Origin of the sequence: Streptomyces sp. NPDC050164 (assembly GCF_044459945.1) — a bacterium.
Classification (GTDB): Bacteria; Actinomycetota; Actinomycetes; order Streptomycetales; family Streptomycetaceae; genus Streptomyces; species Streptomyces coeruleorubidus_A.
Genome location: NZ_JBITJK010000019.1, coordinates 112,124 through 133,183, shown reverse-complemented (window position 1 = coordinate 133,183; position 21,060 = coordinate 112,124). Strand labels below are relative to the sequence as shown.

The 21,060-nt window shown below is 71.4% G+C and carries 21 protein-coding genes; 6 read left to right on the top strand and 15 right to left on the bottom strand.

What is annotated here, in order from left to right:
- The first annotated feature begins 58 nt into the window (after window positions 1–58).
- The gene (locus ACIBNA_RS24655; RefSeq protein ID WP_274818143.1) at window positions 59–655 is read left to right on the top strand and encodes a TetR/AcrR family transcriptional regulator; all 597 of its coding nucleotides are present in this window, start codon (window positions 59–61) and stop codon (window positions 653–655) included.
- A gap of 35 nt (window positions 656–690) precedes the next feature.
- Here ACIBNA_RS24655 and ACIBNA_RS24650 read toward each other — a convergent pair whose 3' ends face one another.
- Window positions 691–1,404 (bottom strand): M23 family metallopeptidase, encoded by a 714-nt coding sequence (locus tag ACIBNA_RS24650; protein ID WP_399167292.1) that lies wholly within the window; start codon window positions 1,402–1,404, stop codon window positions 691–693.
- Between the two features lie 441 nt (window positions 1,405–1,845).
- On the opposite strand from ACIBNA_RS24650, the gene ACIBNA_RS24645 reads away from it, so the two are divergent.
- The gene (locus tag ACIBNA_RS24645) at window positions 1,846–2,475 is read left to right on the top strand and encodes an HAD family acid phosphatase (protein WP_399167291.1); all 630 of its coding nucleotides are present in this window, start codon (window positions 1,846–1,848) and stop codon (window positions 2,473–2,475) included.
- 108 nt (window positions 2,476–2,583) lie between these two features.
- Here ACIBNA_RS24645 and ACIBNA_RS24640 read toward each other — a convergent pair whose 3' ends face one another.
- Window positions 2,584–5,109: an ATP-dependent Clp protease ATP-binding subunit gene (locus ACIBNA_RS24640; protein WP_010048831.1), complete on the bottom strand. Its 2,526-nt coding sequence runs from the start codon at window positions 5,107–5,109 to the stop codon at window positions 2,584–2,586.
- Window positions 5,110–5,539: 430 nt separating this feature from the next.
- Here ACIBNA_RS24640 and ACIBNA_RS24635 point away from each other — a divergent pair, with 430 nt between their 5' ends.
- Window positions 5,540–6,613, top strand: a complete 1,074-nt coding sequence (locus ACIBNA_RS24635; RefSeq protein WP_399167290.1) for an SCO3374 family protein — start codon at window positions 5,540–5,542, stop codon at window positions 6,611–6,613.
- Between the two features lie 9 nt (window positions 6,614–6,622).
- On the opposite strand, the gene ACIBNA_RS24630 is transcribed toward ACIBNA_RS24635, so the two are convergent.
- The 10 genes from ACIBNA_RS24630 to ACIBNA_RS24585 all read right to left on the bottom strand — a co-directional run bounded on the left by ACIBNA_RS24630 (window position 6,623) and on the right by ACIBNA_RS24585 (window position 15,131).
- Window positions 6,623–6,958 (bottom strand): Lsr2 family protein, encoded by a 336-nt coding sequence (locus ACIBNA_RS24630; RefSeq protein WP_010048839.1) that lies wholly within the window; start codon window positions 6,956–6,958, stop codon window positions 6,623–6,625.
- 281 nt (window positions 6,959–7,239) lie between these two features.
- Window positions 7,240–7,773 carry an amino-acid N-acetyltransferase gene (locus ACIBNA_RS24625; protein ID WP_399167289.1) on the bottom strand — a complete coding sequence of 178 codons (534 nt, stop codon included), beginning with the start codon at window positions 7,771–7,773 and terminating at the stop codon, window positions 7,240–7,242.
- A 9-nt stretch (window positions 7,774–7,782) separates the two neighbouring features.
- Window positions 7,783–8,271 carry a BlaI/MecI/CopY family transcriptional regulator gene (locus ACIBNA_RS24620; RefSeq protein ID WP_399167318.1) on the bottom strand — a complete coding sequence of 163 codons (489 nt, stop codon included), beginning with the start codon at window positions 8,269–8,271 and terminating at the stop codon, window positions 7,783–7,785.
- Between the two features lie 204 nt (window positions 8,272–8,475).
- Window positions 8,476–8,664 carry a hypothetical protein gene (locus ACIBNA_RS24615; RefSeq protein ID WP_274818137.1) on the bottom strand — a complete coding sequence of 63 codons (189 nt, stop codon included), beginning with the start codon at window positions 8,662–8,664 and terminating at the stop codon, window positions 8,476–8,478.
- Between the two features lie 18 nt (window positions 8,665–8,682).
- Window positions 8,683–9,327 (bottom strand): hypothetical protein, encoded by a 645-nt coding sequence (locus ACIBNA_RS24610; protein WP_399167317.1) that lies wholly within the window; start codon window positions 9,325–9,327, stop codon window positions 8,683–8,685.
- Between the two features lie 322 nt (window positions 9,328–9,649).
- The gene (locus ACIBNA_RS24605; protein WP_399167288.1) at window positions 9,650–10,447 is read right to left on the bottom strand and encodes a type III pantothenate kinase; all 798 of its coding nucleotides are present in this window, start codon (window positions 10,445–10,447) and stop codon (window positions 9,650–9,652) included.
- Window positions 10,448–10,463: 16 nt separating this feature from the next.
- On the bottom strand, window positions 10,464–11,438 hold the full coding sequence (nadC, locus tag ACIBNA_RS24600) for a carboxylating nicotinate-nucleotide diphosphorylase (RefSeq protein ID WP_399167287.1): 975 nt from the start codon (window positions 11,436–11,438) through the stop codon (window positions 10,464–10,466).
- Window positions 11,439–11,443: 5 nt separating this feature from the next.
- A complete protein-coding gene (locus ACIBNA_RS24595) occupies window positions 11,444–13,207 on the bottom strand; it encodes an L-aspartate oxidase (RefSeq protein ID WP_399167286.1) in 1,764 nt (587 codons plus the stop codon).
- On the bottom strand, window positions 13,204–14,205 hold the full coding sequence (gene panC / locus ACIBNA_RS24590) for a pantoate--beta-alanine ligase (protein ID WP_399167285.1): 1,002 nt from the start codon (window positions 14,203–14,205) through the stop codon (window positions 13,204–13,206). Before panC ends, ACIBNA_RS24595 begins: the two co-directional genes overlap by 4 nt.
- Window positions 14,205–15,131 carry a Rossmann-like and DUF2520 domain-containing protein gene (locus tag ACIBNA_RS24585; protein WP_399167284.1) on the bottom strand — a complete coding sequence of 309 codons (927 nt, stop codon included), beginning with the start codon at window positions 15,129–15,131 and terminating at the stop codon, window positions 14,205–14,207. The genes panC and ACIBNA_RS24585 overlap by 1 nt, the downstream gene beginning before the upstream one ends.
- Window positions 15,132–15,291: 160 nt before the next feature.
- Here ACIBNA_RS24585 and ACIBNA_RS24580 point away from each other — a divergent pair, with 160 nt between their 5' ends.
- Window positions 15,292–16,485 carry a threonine aldolase family protein gene (locus tag ACIBNA_RS24580; RefSeq protein ID WP_399167283.1) on the top strand — a complete coding sequence of 398 codons (1,194 nt, stop codon included), beginning with the start codon at window positions 15,292–15,294 and terminating at the stop codon, window positions 16,483–16,485.
- Here the strand turns inward: ACIBNA_RS24580 and ACIBNA_RS24575 are convergent.
- Entirely contained in the window at window positions 16,478–16,681 is a 204-nt protein-coding gene (locus ACIBNA_RS24575) for a hypothetical protein (protein WP_399167282.1), read from the bottom strand. The two genes, ACIBNA_RS24580 and ACIBNA_RS24575, sit on opposite strands and share 8 nt — an antisense overlap.
- Window positions 16,682–16,840: 159 nt before the next feature.
- On the opposite strand from ACIBNA_RS24575, the gene ACIBNA_RS24570 reads away from it, so the two are divergent.
- Window positions 16,841–17,986 carry a DUF5937 family protein gene (locus tag ACIBNA_RS24570; RefSeq protein ID WP_399167281.1) on the top strand — a complete coding sequence of 382 codons (1,146 nt, stop codon included), beginning with the start codon at window positions 16,841–16,843 and terminating at the stop codon, window positions 17,984–17,986.
- Between the two features lie 18 nt (window positions 17,987–18,004).
- Here the strand turns inward: ACIBNA_RS24570 and ACIBNA_RS24565 are convergent, their stop codons facing one another.
- Both ACIBNA_RS24565 and ACIBNA_RS24560 read right to left on the bottom strand, forming a co-directional pair.
- On the bottom strand, window positions 18,005–18,673 hold the full coding sequence (locus tag ACIBNA_RS24565) for a response regulator transcription factor (protein WP_274818124.1): 669 nt from the start codon (window positions 18,671–18,673) through the stop codon (window positions 18,005–18,007).
- 55 nt (window positions 18,674–18,728) lie between these two features.
- Window positions 18,729–19,919 carry a sensor histidine kinase gene (locus ACIBNA_RS24560; RefSeq protein ID WP_399167280.1) on the bottom strand — a complete coding sequence of 397 codons (1,191 nt, stop codon included), beginning with the start codon at window positions 19,917–19,919 and terminating at the stop codon, window positions 18,729–18,731.
- A gap of 118 nt (window positions 19,920–20,037) precedes the next feature.
- On the opposite strand from ACIBNA_RS24560, the gene ACIBNA_RS24555 reads away from it, so the two are divergent.
- Window positions 20,038–21,042, top strand: a complete 1,005-nt coding sequence (locus ACIBNA_RS24555; RefSeq protein WP_399167279.1) for an SAM-dependent methyltransferase — start codon at window positions 20,038–20,040, stop codon at window positions 21,040–21,042.
- Window positions 21,043–21,060: the final 18 nt, after the last annotated feature.

Below are 21,060 nucleotides of genomic sequence, written 5' to 3'. Positions count from 1 at the left end.
AGCCGCGGAACTAGCCGGGCGTCAAGTAAGTTTTATGGAAAGGGAGCGGCGTAGGAGGATGGGCGGCACCATGGACGGCACCAGGCAGCGACGCCGCGGAGACACCCGCCGGCGCATCCAGGACGTGGCCCTCGAACTCTTCGCGGAGCAGGGCTACGAGAAGACCTCCCTGCGCGAGATCGCCGAGCACCTGGACGTCACCAAGGCGGCGCTCTACTACCACTTCAAGACGAAGGAAGAGATCCTCGTCAGCATCTTCGAGGACCTCACGCAGCCGATCGAGGACCTGATCGACTGGGGCCGGCAGCAGCCGCCCACCCTCGCCACCAAGCAGGAGATCGTCCGCCGGTACGCCGACACGCTCACCCAGGCGGCACCGCTGTTCCGCTTCATGCACGAGAACCAGGCGACGGTGCGGGACCTGCGGATCGGCGATTCCTTCAAGGCGCGCATCCACAATCTGCGCGACATCATCGTCGACCCGGAAGCGGACCTGGTCGACCAGGTCCGCTGCGCCAGCGCGATCTTCACGCTGCACGCCGGCATGTTCCTGCTCCAGGACATGGGAGACGACCCCGAGGAGAAGAACAAAGCCGTCCTCGAGGTCGCCACGGACCTGGTGGCCCAGGCCCACCGGGGAGCGCAGGGCTCCTAGCGGGCTCGGGGGCCGTCCGGAATCCGTCCGGATCGTCAGACCTTGACGCCCTTGGCGCGCAGGAACTTCACCGGGTCGACCGCCGAGCCGTAGTTCGGGGTCGTACGGATCTCGAAGTGCAGGTGCGGACCGCTCGAGTTGCCGGTGTTGCCGGACCGGGCGATCTCCTGGCCGGTCTTGACGACCTGGCCGATCCTCACCTTGACCTTCGACAGGTGGGCGTACTGCGAGTACGTGCCGTTGCCGTGCTTGATCACGACGGCGTTGCCGTACGCGGGGCCGTCACCGGCGCCGTTGCCGCCGGCCTTGACGACGGTGCCGCCGTGGGCGGCGACGACCTGGGTGCCGCTCGGCACGGCGAAGTCCTGCCCGCTGTGGGTGGACTGCCACATGCCGCCGTTCTGGGCGAAGCTCGCGGAGAGCTTGTACTTCTTCACCGGGTCGACCCAGGACGGCTTGGCCTTCTTGGCGGCCTTCTGCACGGCGGCCTTCTTGGCGGCAGCCGCCTTCTTCGCGGCGGCGGCCTTGGCGGCCTTCTCAACCTTCGCGGCCTCGGCCTGGGCGGCCTTGGCCTGGACGGCGGCCTGCGCCTGGACGGCACTGGCGGCACCGGACGCGGCCGTGGTGTCGGCGGCGGACGCGACCCCGGCTCCCAGTGCGACCGAGACACCGAGGCCGGCGGCCAGCACGGTCGCACGGGTGCGGAGCTGGGACGTACGGGAAGAACGGGGCGTGACGCGCTGGGACATCGAAACCTCATGGGGAAGGGGACGGAGAAAACCACCCGACGCACAGTCGCTCGCCGAATGGCCATCCCTTGGTAACCCGAAGTCCGACAAACCCCCAAAAGCGTGATCTACGACAGAAGTTAGTAATTTGGTTCAGTGTTCTACGTCTCTTGACATGGCACTCATTAGGGGCGAATCAGGGCACTGCACCGCACTTCAGCCCGCTCCACAGGGCAAGAGCCCCTTTCCTTCCGACCCGTTCAGCACTATTCCGCCTAGTAACGGACATATCGCCTGTGCGGCATGTCACCGGAGGCCCTCTTCGGCCATTCCGGAAATGTGGCGCACGCCTCTATGCGCCTACCGTTCGGTAACCCTACGGTTCCCCTCGCGCCACCCTCGCCCACGAACATGCACACGACATGTTGGAAGCGTCACGGACGTGAGAGGAACCCCCACGACATGCAGACCCGACGCCCCTGGTTGCGCCGCGCATCAGTGACCGCCGTCTCGGCGGCCGCCCTCGTGGCGATGGCCGCACCGGCCGACGCCGCGGCCCCCGCAGGTGCCGCCGCGGTCACCCCGGCCGCCGCCGCAGACGTCGACTACGCGACCTGGCAGAAGGACTGCCAGGCGGTGATGGACCAGGCGCTGCCCTATCTGAAGCAGCGGATCGCGGCCGCCAAGCCGGGCGAGAAGCAGGCGATCGTCTTCGACATCGACAACACCACGCTGGAGACCGACTTCGGCTTCAGCTACCCGCAGCCGGCCAACAAGCCGGTCCTGGAGGCCGCCAGATACGCCCAGGAGCGCGGCGTCGCCCTGTTCTTCGTGACCGCCCGCCCGGACATCATCCACTCGTTCACCGAGTACAACCTCAAGCAGGCCGGCTACCAGGTCTCCGGCCTCTACGTCCGGAACTTCATCGACCTCTTCAAGAACGTCGCCGAGTACAAGACGGCCCAGCGCGTCGACGTCGAGAAGAAGGGCTACACGATCATCGCGAACATCGGCAACAGCGCCACCGACCTCTCCGGCGGCCATGCCGAGAAGACGTACAAGCTGCCGGACTACGACGGGCAGCTGTCCTAACGCCGCAGGGCATGCGCGCCCGGGGCGTCCGCCTCAGGGCCCGTCCTCAGGGCATGGATGAGGGGCCGGTGCTTTTCAGCACCGGCCCCTCTCACTCGGTCGTGACGCTTACACGTCCTTGCTCAGGTTCGGTCCCGTGCCACCGGCCGCCTGCTCGATCGGCGGGACGTCCGGCAGGGCCGACTTCTCCTCACCCCGGAAGGTGAAGGTCTTCGTCTCGCCCTCGCCCTCGGTGTCCACGACCACGATGTGACCGGGGCGCAGCTCGCCGAAGAGGATCTTCTCCGACAGGCTGTCCTCGATCTCGCGCTGGATCGTCCGGCGCAGCGGCCGGGCGCCCATGACGGGGTCGTAGCCCTTCTTGGCGAGCAGTTCCTTGGCGGACTGGGCGAGCTCGATGCCCATGTCCCGGTCCTTCAGGCGCTCGTCCACCTTGCTGATCATCAGGTCGACGATCCGCAGGATGTCGTCCTGGGTCAGCTGCGGGAAGACGACCACGTCGTCGACGCGGTTGAGGAACTCGGGCCGGAAGTGCTGCTTGAGCTCGTCCGAGACCTTGTTCTTCATGCGCTCGTAGTTGGTCTTCGTGTCACCCGAGGCCGCGAAGCCCAGGTTGAAGCCCTTGGAGATGTCCCGGGTGCCGAGGTTGGTCGTCATGATGATGACCGTGTTCTTGAAGTCCACGACCCGGCCCTGGGAGTCGGTCAGGCGACCGTCCTCCAGGATCTGCAGCAGCGAGTTGAAGATGTCCGGGTGGGCCTTCTCGACCTCGTCGAAGAGGACGACCGAGAACGGCTTGCGGCGGACCTTCTCCGTCAGCTGGCCGCCCTCCTCGTAGCCCACGTAACCGGGGGGCGAACCGAAGAGACGCGACACCGTGTGCTTCTCGCTGAACTCCGACATGTCGAGGGAGATCAGCGCGTCCTCGTCACCGAAGAGGAACTCGGCGAGCGCCTTGGACAGCTCGGTCTTACCGACACCGGACGGGCCGGCGAAGATGAACGAACCACCGGGACGCTTCGGGTCCTTCAGACCGGCACGCGTACGACGGATCGCCTTCGACAGCGCCTTGACGGCGTCGTTCTGGCCGATGACCCGCTTGTGGAGCTCGTCCTCCATGCGCAGCAGGCGGGAGGACTCCTCCTCGGTCAGCTTGAAGACCGGGATGCCCGTGGCCGTGGCGAGGACCTCGGCGATCAGCTCGCCGTCGACCTCGGCGACGACGTCCATGTCGCCGGCCTTCCACTCCTTCTCCCGCTTGGCCTTGGCGGCCAGGAGCTGCTTCTCCTTGTCGCGCAGAGAGGCGGCCTTCTCGAAGTCCTGCGAGTCGATCGCGGACTCCTTGTCGCGGCGGACACCGGCGATCTTCTCGTCGAACTCGCGCAGGTCCGGCGGCGCGGTCATCCGGCGGATGCGCATCCGGGAGCCGGCCTCGTCGATCAGGTCGATCGCCTTGTCCGGCAGGAAGCGGTCCGAGATGTACCGGTCGGCCAGGGTGGCGGCCTGGACCAGCGCCTCGTCCGTGATGGAGACGCGGTGGTGCGCCTCGTACCGGTCGCGCAGACCCTTGAGGATCTCGATGGTGTGCGGCAGGGACGGCTCCGCGACCTGGATGGGCTGGAAGCGGCGCTCGAGGGCCGCGTCCTTCTCCAGGTGCTTGCGGTACTCGTCCAGCGTCGTCGCACCGATGGTCTGCAGCTCACCGCGGGCCAGCATCGGCTTCAGGATGGAAGCCGCGTCGATGGCGCCCTCGGCGGCACCCGCACCGACCAGCGTGTGCAGCTCGTCGATGAACAGGATGATGTCGCCGCGGGTGCGGATCTCCTTGAGCACCTTCTTCAGGCGCTCCTCGAAGTCACCGCGGTAGCGGGAGCCGGCGACCAGCGCGCCGAGGTCCAGGGTGTAGAGGTGCTTGTCCTTGAGGGTCTCGGGCACCTCGCCCTTGACGATGGCCTGGGCGAGGCCCTCCACGACGGCGGTCTTGCCGACGCCGGGCTCACCGATCAGGACCGGGTTGTTCTTCGTACGGCGGGACAGCACCTGCATGACCCGCTCGATCTCCTTCTCGCGCCCGATGACCGGGTCGAGCTTGGACTCACGAGCGGCCTGGGTGAGGTTCCGGCCGAACTGGTCGAGGACCAGGGACGTGGAGGGCGTGCCCTCGGCAGGACCGCCGGCCGTGGCGGTCTCCTTGCCCTGGTAACCGGAGAGCAGCTGGATCACCTGCTGCCGCACGCGGTTCAGATCTGCGCCCAGCTTGACCAGGACCTGGGCGGCGACGCCCTCGCCCTCGCGGATCAGGCCGAGCAGGATGTGCTCCGTGCCGATGTAGTTGTGGCCCAGCTGAAGGGCCTCGCGGAGCGACAGCTCCAGGACCTTCTTGGCACGGGGGGTGAAGGGGATGTGACCCGACGGGGCCTGCTGGCCCTGGCCGATGATCTCCTCCACCTGCTGGCGGACCGCCTCGAGCGAAATCCCGAGGCTCTCAAGGGCCTTGGCGGCGACACCTTCACCCTCGTGGATCAGGCCCAGGAGGATGTGCTCAGTGCCGATGTAGTTGTGGTTGAGCATCCGGGCTTCTTCCTGAGCCAGGACGACAACCCGCCGCGCGCGGTCGGTGAACCTCTCGAACATCGTTAATCGCTCCTCAGAGCGGTCAGGCAGTGGGGGGAACTTCCCCTCCCTGTCCTTCCGCAGCTTAGTCCCGCAAGCGGGGACCGCTCATTCCAACTGCCGACACCGTCCTTGGCCTCCTGACCCCGAACGCCGACATCTGCTCCAACCCGATGGTGCGAGACGATGTTCCCGCAGGCCAGGCAGTTACCCCCTTCGCCAGTACGCCCATGGCGAACGTGAGACTGCCGTTTCTGCGTGTCGCCCCCTCCCACTAGGGATGTCTTACCCGTACGGACCGGAAGTCCATGCCGAGCACCCCTCTTCCCTCCGCTACGGGCGAACAACCTTGCGCCTCCCCGCACCCCTCACGCGCCCCCATTTCGACACTCTGTGCGCTCGCCGCGAAACCCAGCGTAACCCGCATGCCCTTCCGGCTGTTGCACTTGGCATGTTCGGCGCCCCTCGACCCGTCCCGCTGCCCCGCCGGCCGCTCGACGCGAGCTGTCCGGTCCGTCGGTGGTACGAGAACGAACTGGGCTGGCCGACGGTGCCCGGCGATCCTCTGCGGCTGATGGTAGGGGTGCGCTACGACGTCCTGGACGTGCCGGCCGAGGCAGGACACGCGGCCCTGCTGCGCCTGGCACCGGGCTCTCCGGTCGCGGTACTCGGCGACCGCATGCGGCTCCTGGTGGCCCCGGGCACCGCGGAGGAACTGCCCGGCCTGCTGGAGTGGCTGGAGTGGGGGACGCTGCCGCTCGACCTGACGGCGATCGGGGCGGGGGGTGCGATGGAGCCGCCCCGGCCGCCCGGGATGGATGTGCCGTCGGCACGCGGGAGGAGTGGGCTGCTGCGCTGCGAGGCGGACGGGCTGATGCTCCGCGAGGCGGGCGGCTCGGTGTCGCGCGAGAGGGGCGGGCAGCTGCCCTGCGAGACGAACTCGCCGCTGTTCCGCGAGACGGACGGCCTGATGCCGCGCCGGAGGGGTGGGCTGCTGCGCTGCGAGGCAGAGGGCTCGGTGCCGCTGATCCGCGAGGCAGAGGGCTCGGTGCCGCGCGAGAGGTATGGGCTGCTGTCCTGCGAGACGGACAGGTCGCTGCCCTGCGAGGCCAGCGCGTCGATCTTGCGCGAGGCGGAGGGCTCGGTATCGGGTGAGAGCGGCGGGTCGCTGCCCTGCGTGGGGTTCGCGCCGTCGGCCGCCGAGTGGGGCGGGCTGCTGTCTCGCCAGGCGGTCGCGCAGTCGGTCCGCGAGACGGACGGTGAATCATCCCCCGCGCCCGGCTCATCCCCTGGCCGGCCGCTTCCCCTGGTCCGGTTCGGTTCCCAGGGGGCCGCTGTGTGGTTGCGGCCCCCCGAGCCGGGATGCGAGGTCGAGGCCTCGCTGCCGACGTTGTCGGCCTTGGGGGGCGGTGGAGACGCCCCCGATCTCGTGCGGCTGGTGAACACGGTGGCCACGCAGTGCCACCGGCTCCGGCTGCGGCGCGCGAGCGCACAGCCGCCGGCCTTGCGTGCGCAGGGTCGGTAGTGCCGCTGTTCAGCCGTTGGCCTTCTCGTAGGCCTCGCGGATGGTCGCGGGAACACGGCCGCGGTCGTTGACCTCGTAGCCGTTCTCCTTCGCCCAGGCGCGGATGGCCGCGGTGTCCTGGCTGCCGCTCGAAGCCGCGCGCGCCTTTCCGCGCCCGCCCGAAGCACGGCCTCCGGTACGACGACCGCCCTTCACGTAAGGCTCGAGAAGGCCGCGGAGCTTGTCCGCATTGGCGGTGGTGAGATCGATCTCGTACGTCTTGCCGTCCAGCGCGAACGTCACGGTCTCGTCCGCCTCGCCGCCGTCGAGGTCGTCGACAAGAAGGACCTGAACCTTCTGTGCCACCGGATTTCCTTTCATCGATATCTTCAGGGCCGGGGTGTGCCGGCGTCCGCCGTATCGCCGTCCCCTGTTATATGCAGTACTGCAGTACCTCGGAAAGCAAACCGCTTTTGCCGGAAAAACACAAACCCTCGGCAGAGACCGACAGCCCCGCCTCCGTCCGGAAACATGCGCGTTTCGGACATAGGGCACCTGGGCAGGGCGGCGGAGCGGAATAAGTCTTGACGAACCGGCCGGGCGGTCTTGCGACCGGCTTGCAACTGGCTTGTGTGTCCGCCCGGCGATCACAGATGCAGAAGCATCCGGCTGTTGCCCAAGGTGTTCGGTTTCACTCGTTCGAGACCGAGGAACTCCGCGACACCCTCGTCATAGGAACGCAGCAGCTCCGCGTAGACATCCGTGTCGACAGGCGTCTCGCCGATCTCCACGAAGCCGTGCTTGCTGAAGAAGTCCACTTCGAAGGTCAGGCAGAAAACGCGGCGAACGCCGAGCCAGCGGGCGGTGTGCAGCAACTTCTCCAGCAACTGGTGTCCGACGCCCGCGCCCTTCAGGCCGGGCTTCACGGCGAGAGTGCGCACTTCCGCGAGGTCTTCCCACATCACGTGCAGGGCGCCGCAGCCGACGACCTCGGCGTTGTCGTCCCGTTCCGCGACCCAGAACTCCTGGATGTCCTCGTAAAGCGTCACCGTTGCTTTGTCGAGCAGGATGCCGCTGCGGACGTAGGCGTCAAGGAGGCGGCGCACGGCCGGGACATCGCTGGTACGGGCCCGTCGGACGGTGATGGCTTTTGCGGGGGCTTCGGGGCGCTTCGCGGACATGCCGGGACGCTATCGTCCGCCGGGGTCCTGAGCAGAGGCGGGGTTCTCCGGTGGTTCAGCCGGTTCGGTTCGTTCCGCCGGTTCGGTTCGTTCCCCAGGTTCGGTTCGTTCCGGCGGTTCCGTTCGTTCCGGCGGGCCGGTCAGTTCCGACGGCTCGGTCGGTTTCTGGGTTTCCGGGACCTGGACGATGCGTACGGCATCGCGGAGAGCCTCTCGCTGTTCCTCGCTCATCATGCCGAAGAAGGCGACGAGAGCCGCGGCGGGGTTGTCGCTCTGCGACCAGGCCTCGTTCATCAGGGCGGCGGCGTAGGCGGCGCGTGTGGAGACCGCCTCATATCGATAGGCGCGACCTTCCGCCTCACGGCGCACCCAGCCCTTCTGATGGAGATTGTCCAAAACGGTCATCACGGTGGTGTACGCGATGGACCGCTCCTTCTGAAGATCTTCCAGGACTTCTCGAACGGTCACCGGGCGGTTCCACTTCCACACCCGCGACATGACCGCGTCTTCGAGTTCTCCCAATGGGCGAGGCACAGCTCAGAACAATAGTGGGAGATCTCGGTAATCGCGTGCCGGACGTGCACTTCACCGGCGAACGGGAACAAAAAGGGCGTACGACTCGAAAGTGCGAGCCTCGCCGGGGCGGGCCACACGGAGTCGTACGCCGTCGGAGCGCTGCGCCGGGAGGGCAGAGCGGTCGGGTCAGGCTTCGGCCTTCGGGGGCGTCACGGAGGACTGGCGGGCACCCTCCGCGCGCGCGAGGGCGGCGTCGACGGCCGCGTCCTCCTTGGCCTTGTTGGCGCCGCCCTGTGTCTTCACGATCACCCGGATCACGCCGATGAAGAAGATGGCCATGACGACCGGGGGCAGGAGCGCGGAGACGTAGTCCATGGATCCAGAGTAGCCACGTCAGCCCGCGGCGAGCTGCTGGGGGTTCGCCGGGGGCGGCGGGGTGGGTTTGCGGCGCGGGAAGACCTCGCCCGGGGTGGGGATCGGGCGGGTGGGTTTCGGGGTGCCCGGGGCGGGGGCCGGCGTGGGCTTGGGGGCGGGCTTCGGGGCCGCCGGCTTTCGTGCGGGCTTTTTCTCGGGCCGCTTCTCCGGCGTGTTCTCGGCGGTGCCGGAGAGGCCTCCGGGGAGGGGCAGGAGACGGAGGCCGGTGCGGATGCGGGAGGCGGGGACGGTGGGGGTGTCGACTGCGGCCGCCTGAGCGGCCGGGGTGAGCGGGTCGCAGAGGTCCAGGAGGGCGGCGGCGGTGGGGTTGCCGCGCAGGGCACGGAGGGCGGAGAGGTCGTCGGGGTGCGGGTGGTATCCGGCGCCCAGTGCCTCTTCCAGGAGCGTGAGGTAACCGGCGGCGGTGCCGGGGAGGGCGGCGCGGTACCGGCCGAGGTCGGCCACGAGGAAGGCACGCAGCCTGGCTCCCTCCCGCATCGCCTCGTCGAGCGACTCTGCGAGGCGGAGACAGTCCTGGACGTCGTCGGCCGAGGCGGAGGTGGGGTGGAGGGCGAGGGCGAGAGCGCGGCGGAGCACACGCAGCTCCTCCACGCCGAACGCCATGCCGCCGCGGGATCCGTATGGCGTGGGCATGCGGCGACGATACGCGCTAATCAGACAAATCCCGCATAGCGGATGGGTGTGGCGCGGGGGACCACCCAGGTGGGCGGGGGTCCGGGACGCTTGCGCCTGTGCGGTGGTGGTGGGTCGGGGACGTGTCGGGGGGCGCGGGCCCGCTCAGCTGCGGGCAGTCGTGCCGCTTGGGGCGCTGGGGGTACCTCCTGCTCGAACGAAGCCGAGAGCTTGGGGGAGGGTGGGCGCAGCGGCACCCCGCCACGCCGGGCTGCGCACCCACCCCGCCCCGGCGACAACGCCGAGCAACGGCTCACATACGCGACACGTTCCGCTCGTACACCAGTCGCAACCCGACCAGCGTCAGCCACGGCTCGTGTTCGTCGATGACCGACGACTCGCCCAGGACCATCGGTGCGAGACCCCCCGTCGCGATGACCGTGACATCGTCCGGATCGTCGGACAGCTCGCGGGCCACGCGGTTGACGACCCCGTCGACCTGGCCGGCGAAGCCGTAGATGATGCCCGACTGCATCGCCTCGACCGTGTTCTTGCCGATGACGCTGCGGGGCCGGGCCACCTCGATCTTGCGGAGCTGGGCGCCGCGGACGCCGAGGGCCTCGACGGAGATCTCGATGCCGGGGGCGATGACGCCGCCGACGTACTCGCCGCGCGCGCTGACCGCGTCGAACGTCGTCGCCGTGCCGAAGTCGACGACGATCGCGGGGCCGCCGTAGAGCTCGACCGCCGCGACCGCGTTGATGATGCGGTCCGCGCCGACCTCCTTGGGGTTGTCCATGAGGATCGGGACGCCCGTCTTGACGCCCGGTTCGACCAGGACCGCCGGGACGTCGCCGTAGTAGCGGCGCGTCACCTCGCGGAGCTCGTGCAGGACCGAGGGGACGGTGGCGCAGATGGCGATGCCGTCGATGCCGTCGCCCAGTTCGTCGCCGAGGAGCGGGTGCATGCCCATCAGGCCCTGGAGGAGGACCGCCAGCTCGTCGGCGGTGCGGCGCGCGTCCGTGGAGATGCGCCAGTGTTCGACGATGTCCTCGCCGTCGAACAGGCCGAGGACGGTGTGGGTGTTGCCTACGTCGATCGTCAGCAGCATGGCCCGTACCCGCTCCCTACTCCGCCGGCCGCAGGTCCAGGCCGATGTCCTGGATCGGCGAGGAGTGGGTGAGGGCTCCGACGGCCAGGTAGTCGACGCCGGTGTCGGCGTACGCCTTGGCGTTGTCGAGGGTCAGGCGGCCCGAGGCCTCCAGGGCGGCGCGGCCCTGGACGATGGCTACCGCCTCCGCGCACTCGGCCGGCGTGAAGTTGTCCAGGAGGATCAGGTCGGCGCCGGCGTCCAGGACCTCGCGGAGCTGGTGCAGGGTGTCGACCTCGACCTCGATGGGGACGTCGGGGAAGCGTTCGCGTACGGCTGTGAAGGCCTGGGCGACGCCGCCCGCGGCGACCACGTGGTTGTCCTTGACCAGGGCCGCGTCCGAGAGGGACATGCGGTGGTTGACGCCGCCGCCGCAGCGGACCGCGTACTTCTCGAGGGAACGCAGGCCGGGTGTCGTCTTGCGGGTGTCGCGGACCTTGGCCTTCGTGCCGTCCAGGACGTCCGCCCACGCGCGCGTGGCCGTCGCGATGCCCGACAGGCGGCACAGGATGTTCAGCGCGCTGCGCTCGGCCGTGAGGAGGTCGCGGGTGCGGGTGGTGACGGAGAGGAGCTTCTGGCCCGCCTCGACGCGGTCGCCGTCCTCCGCGTGGCGTTCGATCGCGAGTTCCTCCTCGCAGACGACGGAGATCACCGCTTCGGCGATCCGCAGGCCCGCCACCACGCCCGCCTCGCGGGCCGTGAAGTCGGCGGTGGACACCGCGTCCTCGGGGATCGTCGCCACCGTCGTCACGTCCACGCCGTGGGCCAGGTCCTCCTGGAGGGCCACGTTGGCGATGTCCTCGACCTCGACGGGGTCGAGGCCCGCGTCGGCCAGGAGCTGGGCGAGTGCGGGGTCCAGGCCGCACTCCAGGTACGCCTCGCCGTCCGCGCCGCAGGCGCAGCCGTCGCCGCAGCCTCCGGACGAGGCGAGGGGAAGGTCGGGGGTGCTCACGTCGGTCACTGCTCCTGGGGGGCCTGAGGCGGGAGGGTCGTGGGGAAGTGTGTGGTGTCGGTGGTGTGCACGGCCAGCGTGCGGTCGGGGTTCAGGCGTACGACGATGTGGCGGCGCCAGGTGGTGTCGTCGCGCTCGGGGCGGTCCTCGCGCCAGTGGCAGCCCCGGGTCTCCGCGCGCATCCGGGCCGCGGTGACCAGGACGCGGGCCACGCACAGCAGGTTGGTGGCCTCCCAGGTGTCGACGCCGGCCTCGGCGGTCTTGCCGTTCTCGGCGAGGGCGTCGCGGGCGTCGGTGTGCAGTTGCTGGAGCTGGTCGGCGGCCTTGGCGAGGGACTCCGCCGAGCGCAGGACACCGGCTCCGTTGGTCATGATCCGCTGGATCGTGAAGCGGGCCTCCGGCGTCTGCAGGGGGTGCTCGGGGGTCTCCGGGTGCGCAAGCGGCTGCGGCACGCGCGCGTCGAGGCCGTTCGCCGCGATGTCGGCCGCGATGCGCTCGGCGTAGACCAGGCCTTCGAGGAGGGAGTTGGAGGCCAGGCGGTTGGCGCCGTGCACGCCGGTGCAGGCGACCTCGCCGCACGCGTACAGGCCGGGGACGGTCGTACGGCCCCGGGAGTCGGTGCGGACGCCGCCGGAGGCGTAGTGGGCGGCCGGGGCGATCGGGATGGGCTCGGTGACCGGGTCGATGCCGTGGGCGCGGCAGGCGGCGAGGATCGTCGGGAAGCGGTGTTCCCACATGTCGGCGCCGAAGTGCCGGGCGTCGAGGAACATGTGCTCGGCGTCCTGCTCCTGCATGCGGCGCATGATGCCCTTGGCGACGATGTCCCGGGGCGCGAGCTCGGCCAGTTCGTGCTGCCCCTGCATGAAGCGCACGCCGTCGGCGTCGACCAGGTGGGCGCCCTCCCCGCGGACCGCCTCGGAGACCAGGGGCTGCTGGCCCTCCGCGTCGGAGCCCAGGAAGAGGACCGTCGGGTGGAACTGGACGAACTCCAGGTCGCTCACCTCGGCGCCCGCGCGCAGCGCCAGGGCCACGCCGTCGCCCGTGGAGACGGAGGGGTTGGTCGTCGCCGAGAAGACCTGGCCCATGCCGCCGGTCGCCAGGACCACCGCCGGGGCGTGGACCGCGCCCACGCCGTCGTGCTGGCCCTCCCCCATGACGTGCAGGGTGACGCCTGCCGTGCGGCCCTCGGCGTCCGTGAGGAGGTCCAGGACGAGCGCGTTCTCGACCGTGCGCAGTCCCGCCCGTCGCCCACCACCACCCTTGCCCGAGAGCGCTTCGCGCTCGCCCCTCCTGACCGCGCGTACCGCCTCGACCAGGGCCCTGGAGATCTCGGCACCGGTGGCGTCGCCGCCGGCGTGGGCGATGCGGCGGCGGTGGTGGCCGCCCTCGCGGGTGAGTTCCAGGCCGCCCCCGGAGGACTCGTCGAACTGGGCGCCGGTCTCGATGAGGCGGCGTACGGCGTCGGGGCCCTCGGTGACGAGGATGCGGACCGCTTCCTCGTCGCACAAACCCGCGCCCGCGACCAGAGTGTCGTCCAGGTGCTGTTCGGGGGTGTCGCCCTCGCCGAGGGCCGCGGCGATGCCGCCCTGGGCCCAGCGGGTGGAACCGTCGTCCAGGCGGGCCTTGGTGACGACGACGGTGGTGAGGCCGGCCGCCTCGCAGCGCAGGGCGGCGGTGAGGCCGGCGACGCCGGAGCCGACGACGACCACGTCCGCGGAGATGGACCATCCGGGTGCGGGCGCGTGCAGTCGTATGCCTGTGGTGGTCACGAGGCGGCTCCGAGGGTTCCGAAGGTGAGCGGGACATTGTCGATCAGCCGGGTCGTCCCGACCCGGGCGGCGACGGCGAGGACCGCCTCGCCGGTGAAGTCGTCCCCGATCTCGGTGAAGTCGGACGGGTCGACCAGGGCGAGGTAGTCCAGCGCGAGCGGCGGATCCAGGCGGGCGGCCTCGTCGAGGACCTGGCGGGCGGCGGCGCGGACGGCGGCCGGGCCGCCCGGTACGGCCGTCGCGACGGCGTGCGCGTCCGCCGCCGCGCGGGACTCCCCTATGGCGCTGAGGGCCTCGGCACGCGCGCGTGTGGCGGGCACTTCCCGGGCCCGGGCGCGCAGCGCCTCCTGCGCGGCGTGCCGGTCCTGGCCCGCAAACAGGGCACCGGACAGCGCGAGGGCGGTGCGCCGCTCGGCGGGCGAGAGGTAGCGGTTGCGGCTGGACAGGGCCAGGCCGTCCTCCTCGCGGACGGTGGGGACGCCGACGATCTCCACGCCGAAGTTCAGGTCCCGCACCATGCGGCGGATCAGGGCGAGCTGCTGGGCGTCCTTCTGGCCGTACAGGGCGACGTCGGGGCGGGTGAGGTGCAGCAGCTTGGCGACGACCGTGAGCATGCCGTCGAAGTGGCCCGGGCGGGAGGCGCCCTCCAGCCGCTCGCCCATGAGGCCCGCGGTGATGCGGACCTGGGGCTCGCCGCCGGGGTAGACCTCGTCGGCTGCCGGGGCGAACACGACGTCCGCGCCCGACTTCCCGGCCAGCTTCACGTCGGCGTCCAGGGTGCGCGGGTAGCGGTCGAGGTCCTCGCCCTCGCCGAACTGGAGGGGGTTGACGAAGACGGTGACGACGACCTCGCCGTCGGGCCCGGCGATGGCGCGCGCGGTGCGGATCAGTGTGGCGTGGCCCTCGTGCAACGCGCCCATGGTCATCACCACGGCACGACGGCCCCCACGCGCGCGTGCGTGCAGTTCACCGGCGGTGCTGAGCAGGGTGGTGGTCATCAGGCCTCCCCTTCGGTGCCGTCGGTCCCGTGGGCGAGTACCCCGAGGAGGTCCTCGGCGAGCTCCGGCTTCAGCAGGCCGTGGGCCAGGGCCCGGTCGGCGGTCGCGCGGGCCATCGCCAGGTAGCCGGCGACGGTCTGCGGGGCGTGCCGGCGCAGCTCGGCGACGTGCGCGGCGACCGTGCCCGCGTCCCCGCGCGCGACCGGGCCCGTGAGGGCCGCGTCACCGGAGCGCAGGGCGTTGTCCAGGGCCGCGCCGAGCAGCGGGCCGAGCATCCGGTCGGGGGCCGCGACCCCGGCCGTGCGCAGCAGCTCCAGGGACTGGGCGACGAGGGTGACCAGGTGGTTGGCGCCGAGCGCGAGGGCCGCGTGGTAGAGCGGCCGGCTCTCCTCGGCGATCCACTCCGGCTCGCCGCCCATCTCGATGACCAGGGCCTCGGCGGCCAGCCGCAGTTCCTCGGGCGCGGTGACGCCGAAGGAGCAGCCGGCCAGCCGCTGGACGTCCACGGGCGTGCCGGTGAAGGTCATCGCGGGGTGCAGGGCGAGCGGCAGGGCGCCCGCGCGCAGGGCCGGGTCGAGCACCCGCGCGCCGTACCGCCCGGAGGTGTGCACGAGCAGCTGCCCCGGCCGTACGGACCCGGTGTCGGCGAGGCCCGTGACCAGCTCGGGCAGGGCGTCGTCCGGAACCGTCAGCAGGACCAGCTCGGCCCGCTGGAGCACCTCGGCGGGCGGCATCACCGGCACGTCGGGCAGCAGTTGCGCGGCGCGACGCCGGGAGACGTCGGAGACCGCGGAGACGGCGACCGGGCGGTGCCCGGCGAGCTCGAGGGCCGCGGCCAGTGCGGGTCCCACGCGACCGGCGCCGACGACGCCGACGGTGAGCCGCGCGGGGCGGTCCCTGGGATCTGGCTGTGGGGTTGTGTTCACTCGACGGCGGCCTTCCCGTTCCAGTCCGCTCCGGGTACCGGACGATTTCTCGTCATGTTAACGCGATCGGTTCGAGGGGCGTTCGGTTGTCCACAGGGTGTGCATTCCCGCATGGAAAACCGGGTGCCCGTCCGCACACGCGCGCGGGATGATCCGGGCCATGAGCGACACGGCGGAACAGGACGAGCAGGCGACCGGGCAACTGTCGGACGAGGACCGCAGGTCACGGCTCCGTGAGCGGCGTCTGGCCGCCCACCGGGGCGCACGGCGGGTGTTCGCGCGCTTCGGCTTCCACAAGACGCTCCGGGAGCGGCTGGCGGAGCTGGACGGGGCGGAGGGCCTGTACGACCTGGACGAGCTGTCCGACGTGTACGGCGACGGCGTCGTCGAGGCGCTGGAGACGAAGGTCGCCGCACTGCTCGGCACCGAGGCCGCCGCGTTCTTCCCGACGGGCACGATGGCCCAGCAGGTGGCGCTGCGCTGCTGGGCGGGCCGCACCGGCAACCCGACCGTCGCCCTGCACGCGCTCAGCCATCCCGAGGTACACGAGCGGAACGCGTTCAGCGAGGTGAGCGGACTGCGGCCGGTGCGTGTGACGGGCGAGCCGCGGCTGCCCACGGCCGCCGAGGTGCGCGACTTCGAGGAGCCCTTCGGGGCGCTGATGCTGGAACTGCCCCTGCGCGACGCCGGTTTCGTGCTGCCCTCCTGGGAGGAACTCACCGAGGTGGTGGCGGCCGCCCGGGAGCGGGACGCGGTGGTGCACTTCGACGGGGCCCGGCTGTGGGAGTCCACGGTCCACTTCGGCCGGTCCCTGGAGGAGATCGCGGGTCTGGCCGACAGCGTCTACGTGTCGTTCTACAAGTCCCTGGAGGCGTTCGGCGGCGCGGCGCTCGCCGGGCCCAGTGAGCTGGTGGAGGAGGCGAAGGCCTGGCGGCACCGGTACGGCGGCCTGGTCTTCCAGCAGTTCCCGACGGCCCTGTCGGCGCTGGTCGGGCTGGAGCGGCAACTGCCCCGGCTGCCGGAGTACGTCGCCCACGCGCGCGTGGTGGCCGCCGCCCTGCGCGAGGGGTTCGCGGCGGCCGGGGTGCCGTGGGCGCGCGTGCACCCGGAGGTGCCGCACACCCACGACTTCCAGGTGTGGCTGCCGTACGACGCGGACGTCCTGGCGGAGGCGGCTGTCCGGGCGGCCGAGGAGACGGGCTCCGTCCTGTTCGGCTCCGCCTGGCACCCGGGCGGTCCGGGTCTGGCGGTCACGGAGGTGCATGTGCGGTCCGCCGGGCTGGAGTGGACCGCCGAGGACGTCAAGAGCGCGGTGGCGGAGTTCGTGGCCCGGCTGCCGGAGGAGGTCAGGTAGGGCGCCGCCGCCACCGGTTCAGGGCGTCCCGGAACCGCTGGCGGGCCGGGCGGCCCGCCAGGACCGCCCGGAACTGCCGTTCGTCGCGCCATTCCCGCACGACCTGCCAGTCGTGCGTGCCGGGGGCGGGCGGGGCGGGCTCGCCGATCTGCCGGGCGCGGTAGGTGTCGAGAAGGTGCTGCTGCGTGATGCTCATGGTCAATCGCTTCTGCGGGACGGGGTGATGGAGGTCCGAAGGCTCCGCGGCTGCCCCGGTGGTCCCACAGTGCGCCCGTGCCGGAGGCGGAGTCGCGTCGATTGACGAGGCCCGTCAATCGACGGGGGCGTTGTCAGTGGCGGGGTGCACCATGAGGTCATGAGCGTGCACATCGACATCGCGGGGCTGCGGCCGATGGGGGCGCCCCCTGCTCGAGCGGAGCCGAGAGCTTGGGGGAAGGTCGCCGTCGTGCCCTCGCCCCTGGCCGAGCTGGGCATGGCGCTGCACGCGCTGTCCGAGCCGGGACACCACCCGGGCCTCCAGGGCTGGGTGACGGGCGTGACCGCCCGGCTCGACCCGCATCTGGCCGACCGGATGTGCGAGGCCGACTTCCTGTGGCGGACGACGTTCTCGGACCTGTTCCTGCCGTACGCCGGCCTCCCGGGCCCGGGCACACTGCCGTGCGCCACCCTCGCCGAGGAACTGGACCTGCTGGACAAGCTGACGGACGAACAGTTCGTGGACGCGGCGCTGGAGTTCACCTGTGCCGTCTGGTATGGCTCGTGCGAGCCCACGGCGCTGTCCGACCCCGAGGTGCGCCGCCGGTCGCTGGACCTGGCCGCCGCGCGCGGGCCTCGGCAGCTGCGGTTCAGCGAGCGGCTGCTGGCCGACCCGCCCCGGATCCGGGCCTGGCTGCGGCAGTTCCTCCAGGATTGCGACGAGGCGTTCTTCGCGGAGGCGTGGTCCCGGCTGCGTCATCAGCTCGCGGCGGACGCCCGCCACAAGACGGACCTCCTCAGACACCGGGGCCTGGCCGAGGCGCTCGCCGCGGTGTCCCCGGCGGTGACGCTCGACGAGGCCGCCGCCCGCATCACGGTCGACAAGCTGGGCGACGGCCGTACGGCCACAGGCGACCACGGCCTGCTGCTCGTCCCGACGAGCCTGGGCTGGCCGCATCTGATGGTCCTGCACCGGTACGGCTGGCAGCCGGTGCTGCACTACCCGGTCGGCTCCCCCGAGCTCGCCGCCCCGCCCACACTGGAGCAGCTGGCCCTGCGCATGACGGCGCTGTCCCACCCCGTGCGGATGCGCCTGTGCCGCAATCTGGCCCGCAGCGCGTACACCACCGGCGAGCTGGCGCAGGCGCACGGCATGACGGCCCCGGAGATATCCCGGCATCTGGCCGTGCTGAAGAAGGCGGGCCTGGTCACCACCCGTCGCCGCGGGCGCTACGTCCTGCACCAGCTGGACGTGACGGTGGTGGCCCGGCTCGGCAGCGAGTTCCTGGAAGGGATCCTCAGATAGCCGGCCCTCCTGCGCCGCTCAGCCGAGCCCGCCGGCCCGCACCAGCCCCGTCTCGTAGGCCAGCACCACCACCTGCACCCGGTCCCTGAGCCCCAGCTTGGTCAGGATGCGGCCGACGTGCGTCTTGACGGTCGCCTCGGACAGCACGAGCCGGGCCGCGATCTCGCCGTTGGACAGGCCCTGCGCGACCAGCACCATGACCTCGCGCTCGCGCCCGGTGAGCCGCTCCAGCTCCTGGTGCTGGGGCTGCTTCGCGCCCGGCAGCATCGGCGCGAAGCGGTCCAGGAGCCGCCGGGTGGTGGAGGGGGCGACGACCGCGTCACCGCTGTGCACGGCGCGGATCGCGGCGAGGAGTTCCCCGGGCGGCACGTCCTTGAGCATGAAGCCGGAGGCGCCCGCCTTCAGCCCGGAGAAGGCGTACTCGTCGAGGTCGAAGGTGGTCAGGATGAGCACCTTCGGCGGGTCGGCGTCCGCGCAGATCCGGCGGGTCGCCTCCACACCGTCGAGCTTCGGCATGCGGACGTCCATCAGCACCACGTCGACCTCGGTCGAGCGCAGCGCCTGGAGGGCCTCGACCCCGTCGCCCGCCTCCGCCACGACCTCCATGTCCGGCTGGGCGGCGAGCACCATCCGGAACCCGGTGCGCAGCAGCACCTGGTCGTCGACGAGCATCACGCGGATCGTCATCGGGGCCTCTTCCATGTCTGTCGTTACAGGTGTCAGCGAGGGGCGTGTGCCGAGGTCAGTGAGCGGGTTTGAGCGGCAGGAGGGCACTGATGCGGAATCCTCCGCCCGGGCGCGGGCCGGCGTCCAGAGTGCCGCCGACCATGCCGACCCGTTCCCGCATGCCGATCAGGCCGTGGCCCTGGCCGTCGAGCCCGCCCTCCTCGTACAGCTCGTGCGGGGCGCCCTTGCCGTCGTCCTCGACGAGCAGGCCGAGGCCGTCGTCGAAGTACACCAGGCGCACGCTCGCGCCCGCGCCCGGCCCGCCGTGCTTGCGGGTGTTGGTGAGCGCCTCCTGCACGATGCGGTAGGCGGTGAGCTCGACGCCGCTGGGCAGCGGGCGGGGGGTGCCCTCGACCTTGAAGTCGACGGGCAGTCCGTGCCCGCGGCACTGCTCGACGAGGTCCTCGATCTGCTGGACGTCGGGCTGCGGCACGTACTCGCCGGCCTCCTCGTGCTCCCCGGTGCGCAGCACGCCGAGCAGGCGGCGCATCTCGGCGAGGGCCTGGCGGCCGGTGGAGGAGATGGTCTCCAGGGCCTTCTTCGCCTGGTCGGGCGCGGCGTCGAGGACGTAGGCGGCGCCGTCGGCCTGCACCACCATCACCGAGACGTTGTGCGCGACGACGTCGTGCAACTCGCGGGCGATCCGAGCGCGTTCCGCGGCGACGGCGACCTTGGACTGTGCCTCACGCTCCCTCTCCAGACGGGCGGCCCGCTCCTCCAGCTGCGCGAAGTAGGCACGGCGGGTGCGGATGGAGTCGCCGAGCACCCAGGCGAGGGCGAAGGGCACGGTCATGAAGACCGCCAGGACGATGTCGCCGAAGACGCCCGTCTGGTCGTTCGGCCAGCGCAGCTGTGCCACGGGGGCCGCGCACAGGCCGGCGGCCAGCGCGAAGCGGGAGGCCCAGCGGGCGCCCTCCGCCGCGACCGTGTAGACGATCACCAGCATGGCGAAGTCGTGGGGGCCCATCTCGACATCGGTGATCAGCTGGGCCACACCGACCGCGGTCGCGAGCAGCAGCATCTTCTCCGGCATGCGGCGGCGCAGCGCCACCACCAGGCACAGCAGCAGCGCGAGCGGAACGGCGACGGCCGGGGAGCCGAAGCCGCCCGACGCTCCGCCGACCACGTAAATCCCGAGGAGGACCACGGCCCAGGAGCCGTCGACCCACATCGGGTGCCTGCGGAGGAAGTCATAAAGACGCTGCACGTAACCCAGCGTAGGGAAGGGGGAAAGGTGCAGGGGTCAACCGGAGGACCGATCCGCACCGGGCGCGCGTACTCCGCAAGGTGGAGTTGCGTTCGTTGTGTGCCCTTAGCCTGGCCCGGTGACAGCAGTGACGAGGGGCGAGGGACCCGGGGAACACGAGGGGCGCGGGTGGCGTGCGGCCGCGCGGGAGGCCCTGTACGGGCCGGGCGGCTTCTATCGCCGGGCCGAGGGTCCGGCCGGACACTTCCGGACGTCCGTGCACGCGTCGCCGCTGTTCGCCGGGGCCGTGGCGGGGCTGCTGTGCCGGATCGACGAGGCGCTGGGGCGGCCCGCGACGCTGGACTTCGTCGACATGGCGGCCGGGCGGGGCGAGCTGGCCGGCGGGGTGCTCGCCGCGCTCCCGGCCGACGTGGCGGCCCGCACGCGCGCGTACGCCGTGGAAGTCGCCGAGCGGCCCGAGGGGCTCGATCACCGGATCGAGTGGCTGGCCGAGCCGCCGCAGGGCATCACCGGGCTGCTGTTCGCCAACGAGTGGCTGGACAACGTACCGGTGGACGTCGCGGAGGTGGACGCCGCGGGCGTGGCGCGGCTGGTGCTGGTCAGGGAGGACGGGACCGAGCGGCTCGGGGAGCCGGTCGACGGGGCGCAGGCGCGGTGGCTGGCGCGCTGGTGGCCGCTGTCCGGCGAGGCGGGACTGCGGGCCGAGATCGGCCTGCCCAGGGACGAGGCCTGGGCCGCGGCGGTCGCCACGCTCGACCGGGGGCTCGCCGTCGCCGTGGACTACGCGCACGCGGCGGACACACGGCCGCCGTTCGGGACGCTGACCGGCTTCCGGGAGGGCCGCGAGACGGCGGCCGTGCCGGACGGCTCGTGCGACATCACGGCGCACGTCGCGCTCGACGCGTGCGCGCTGCCCGGCGGGCGCCTGCTCCCGCAGCGCGAGGCGCTGCGCGCCCTGGGCGTGACCGGCGCACGCCCCCCGCTCACGCTGGCGTCCACCGACCCCACCGCCTACGTACGCGCCCTCGCGAGCGCCGGGGAGGCCGCCGAGCTCACCGCGTCGGGCGGGCTGGGCGACTTCGGGTGGCTGGTACAGCCGGTCGGGATCGGGGAGCCGCTCTAGGGGTGTCCGTAAAGTCCC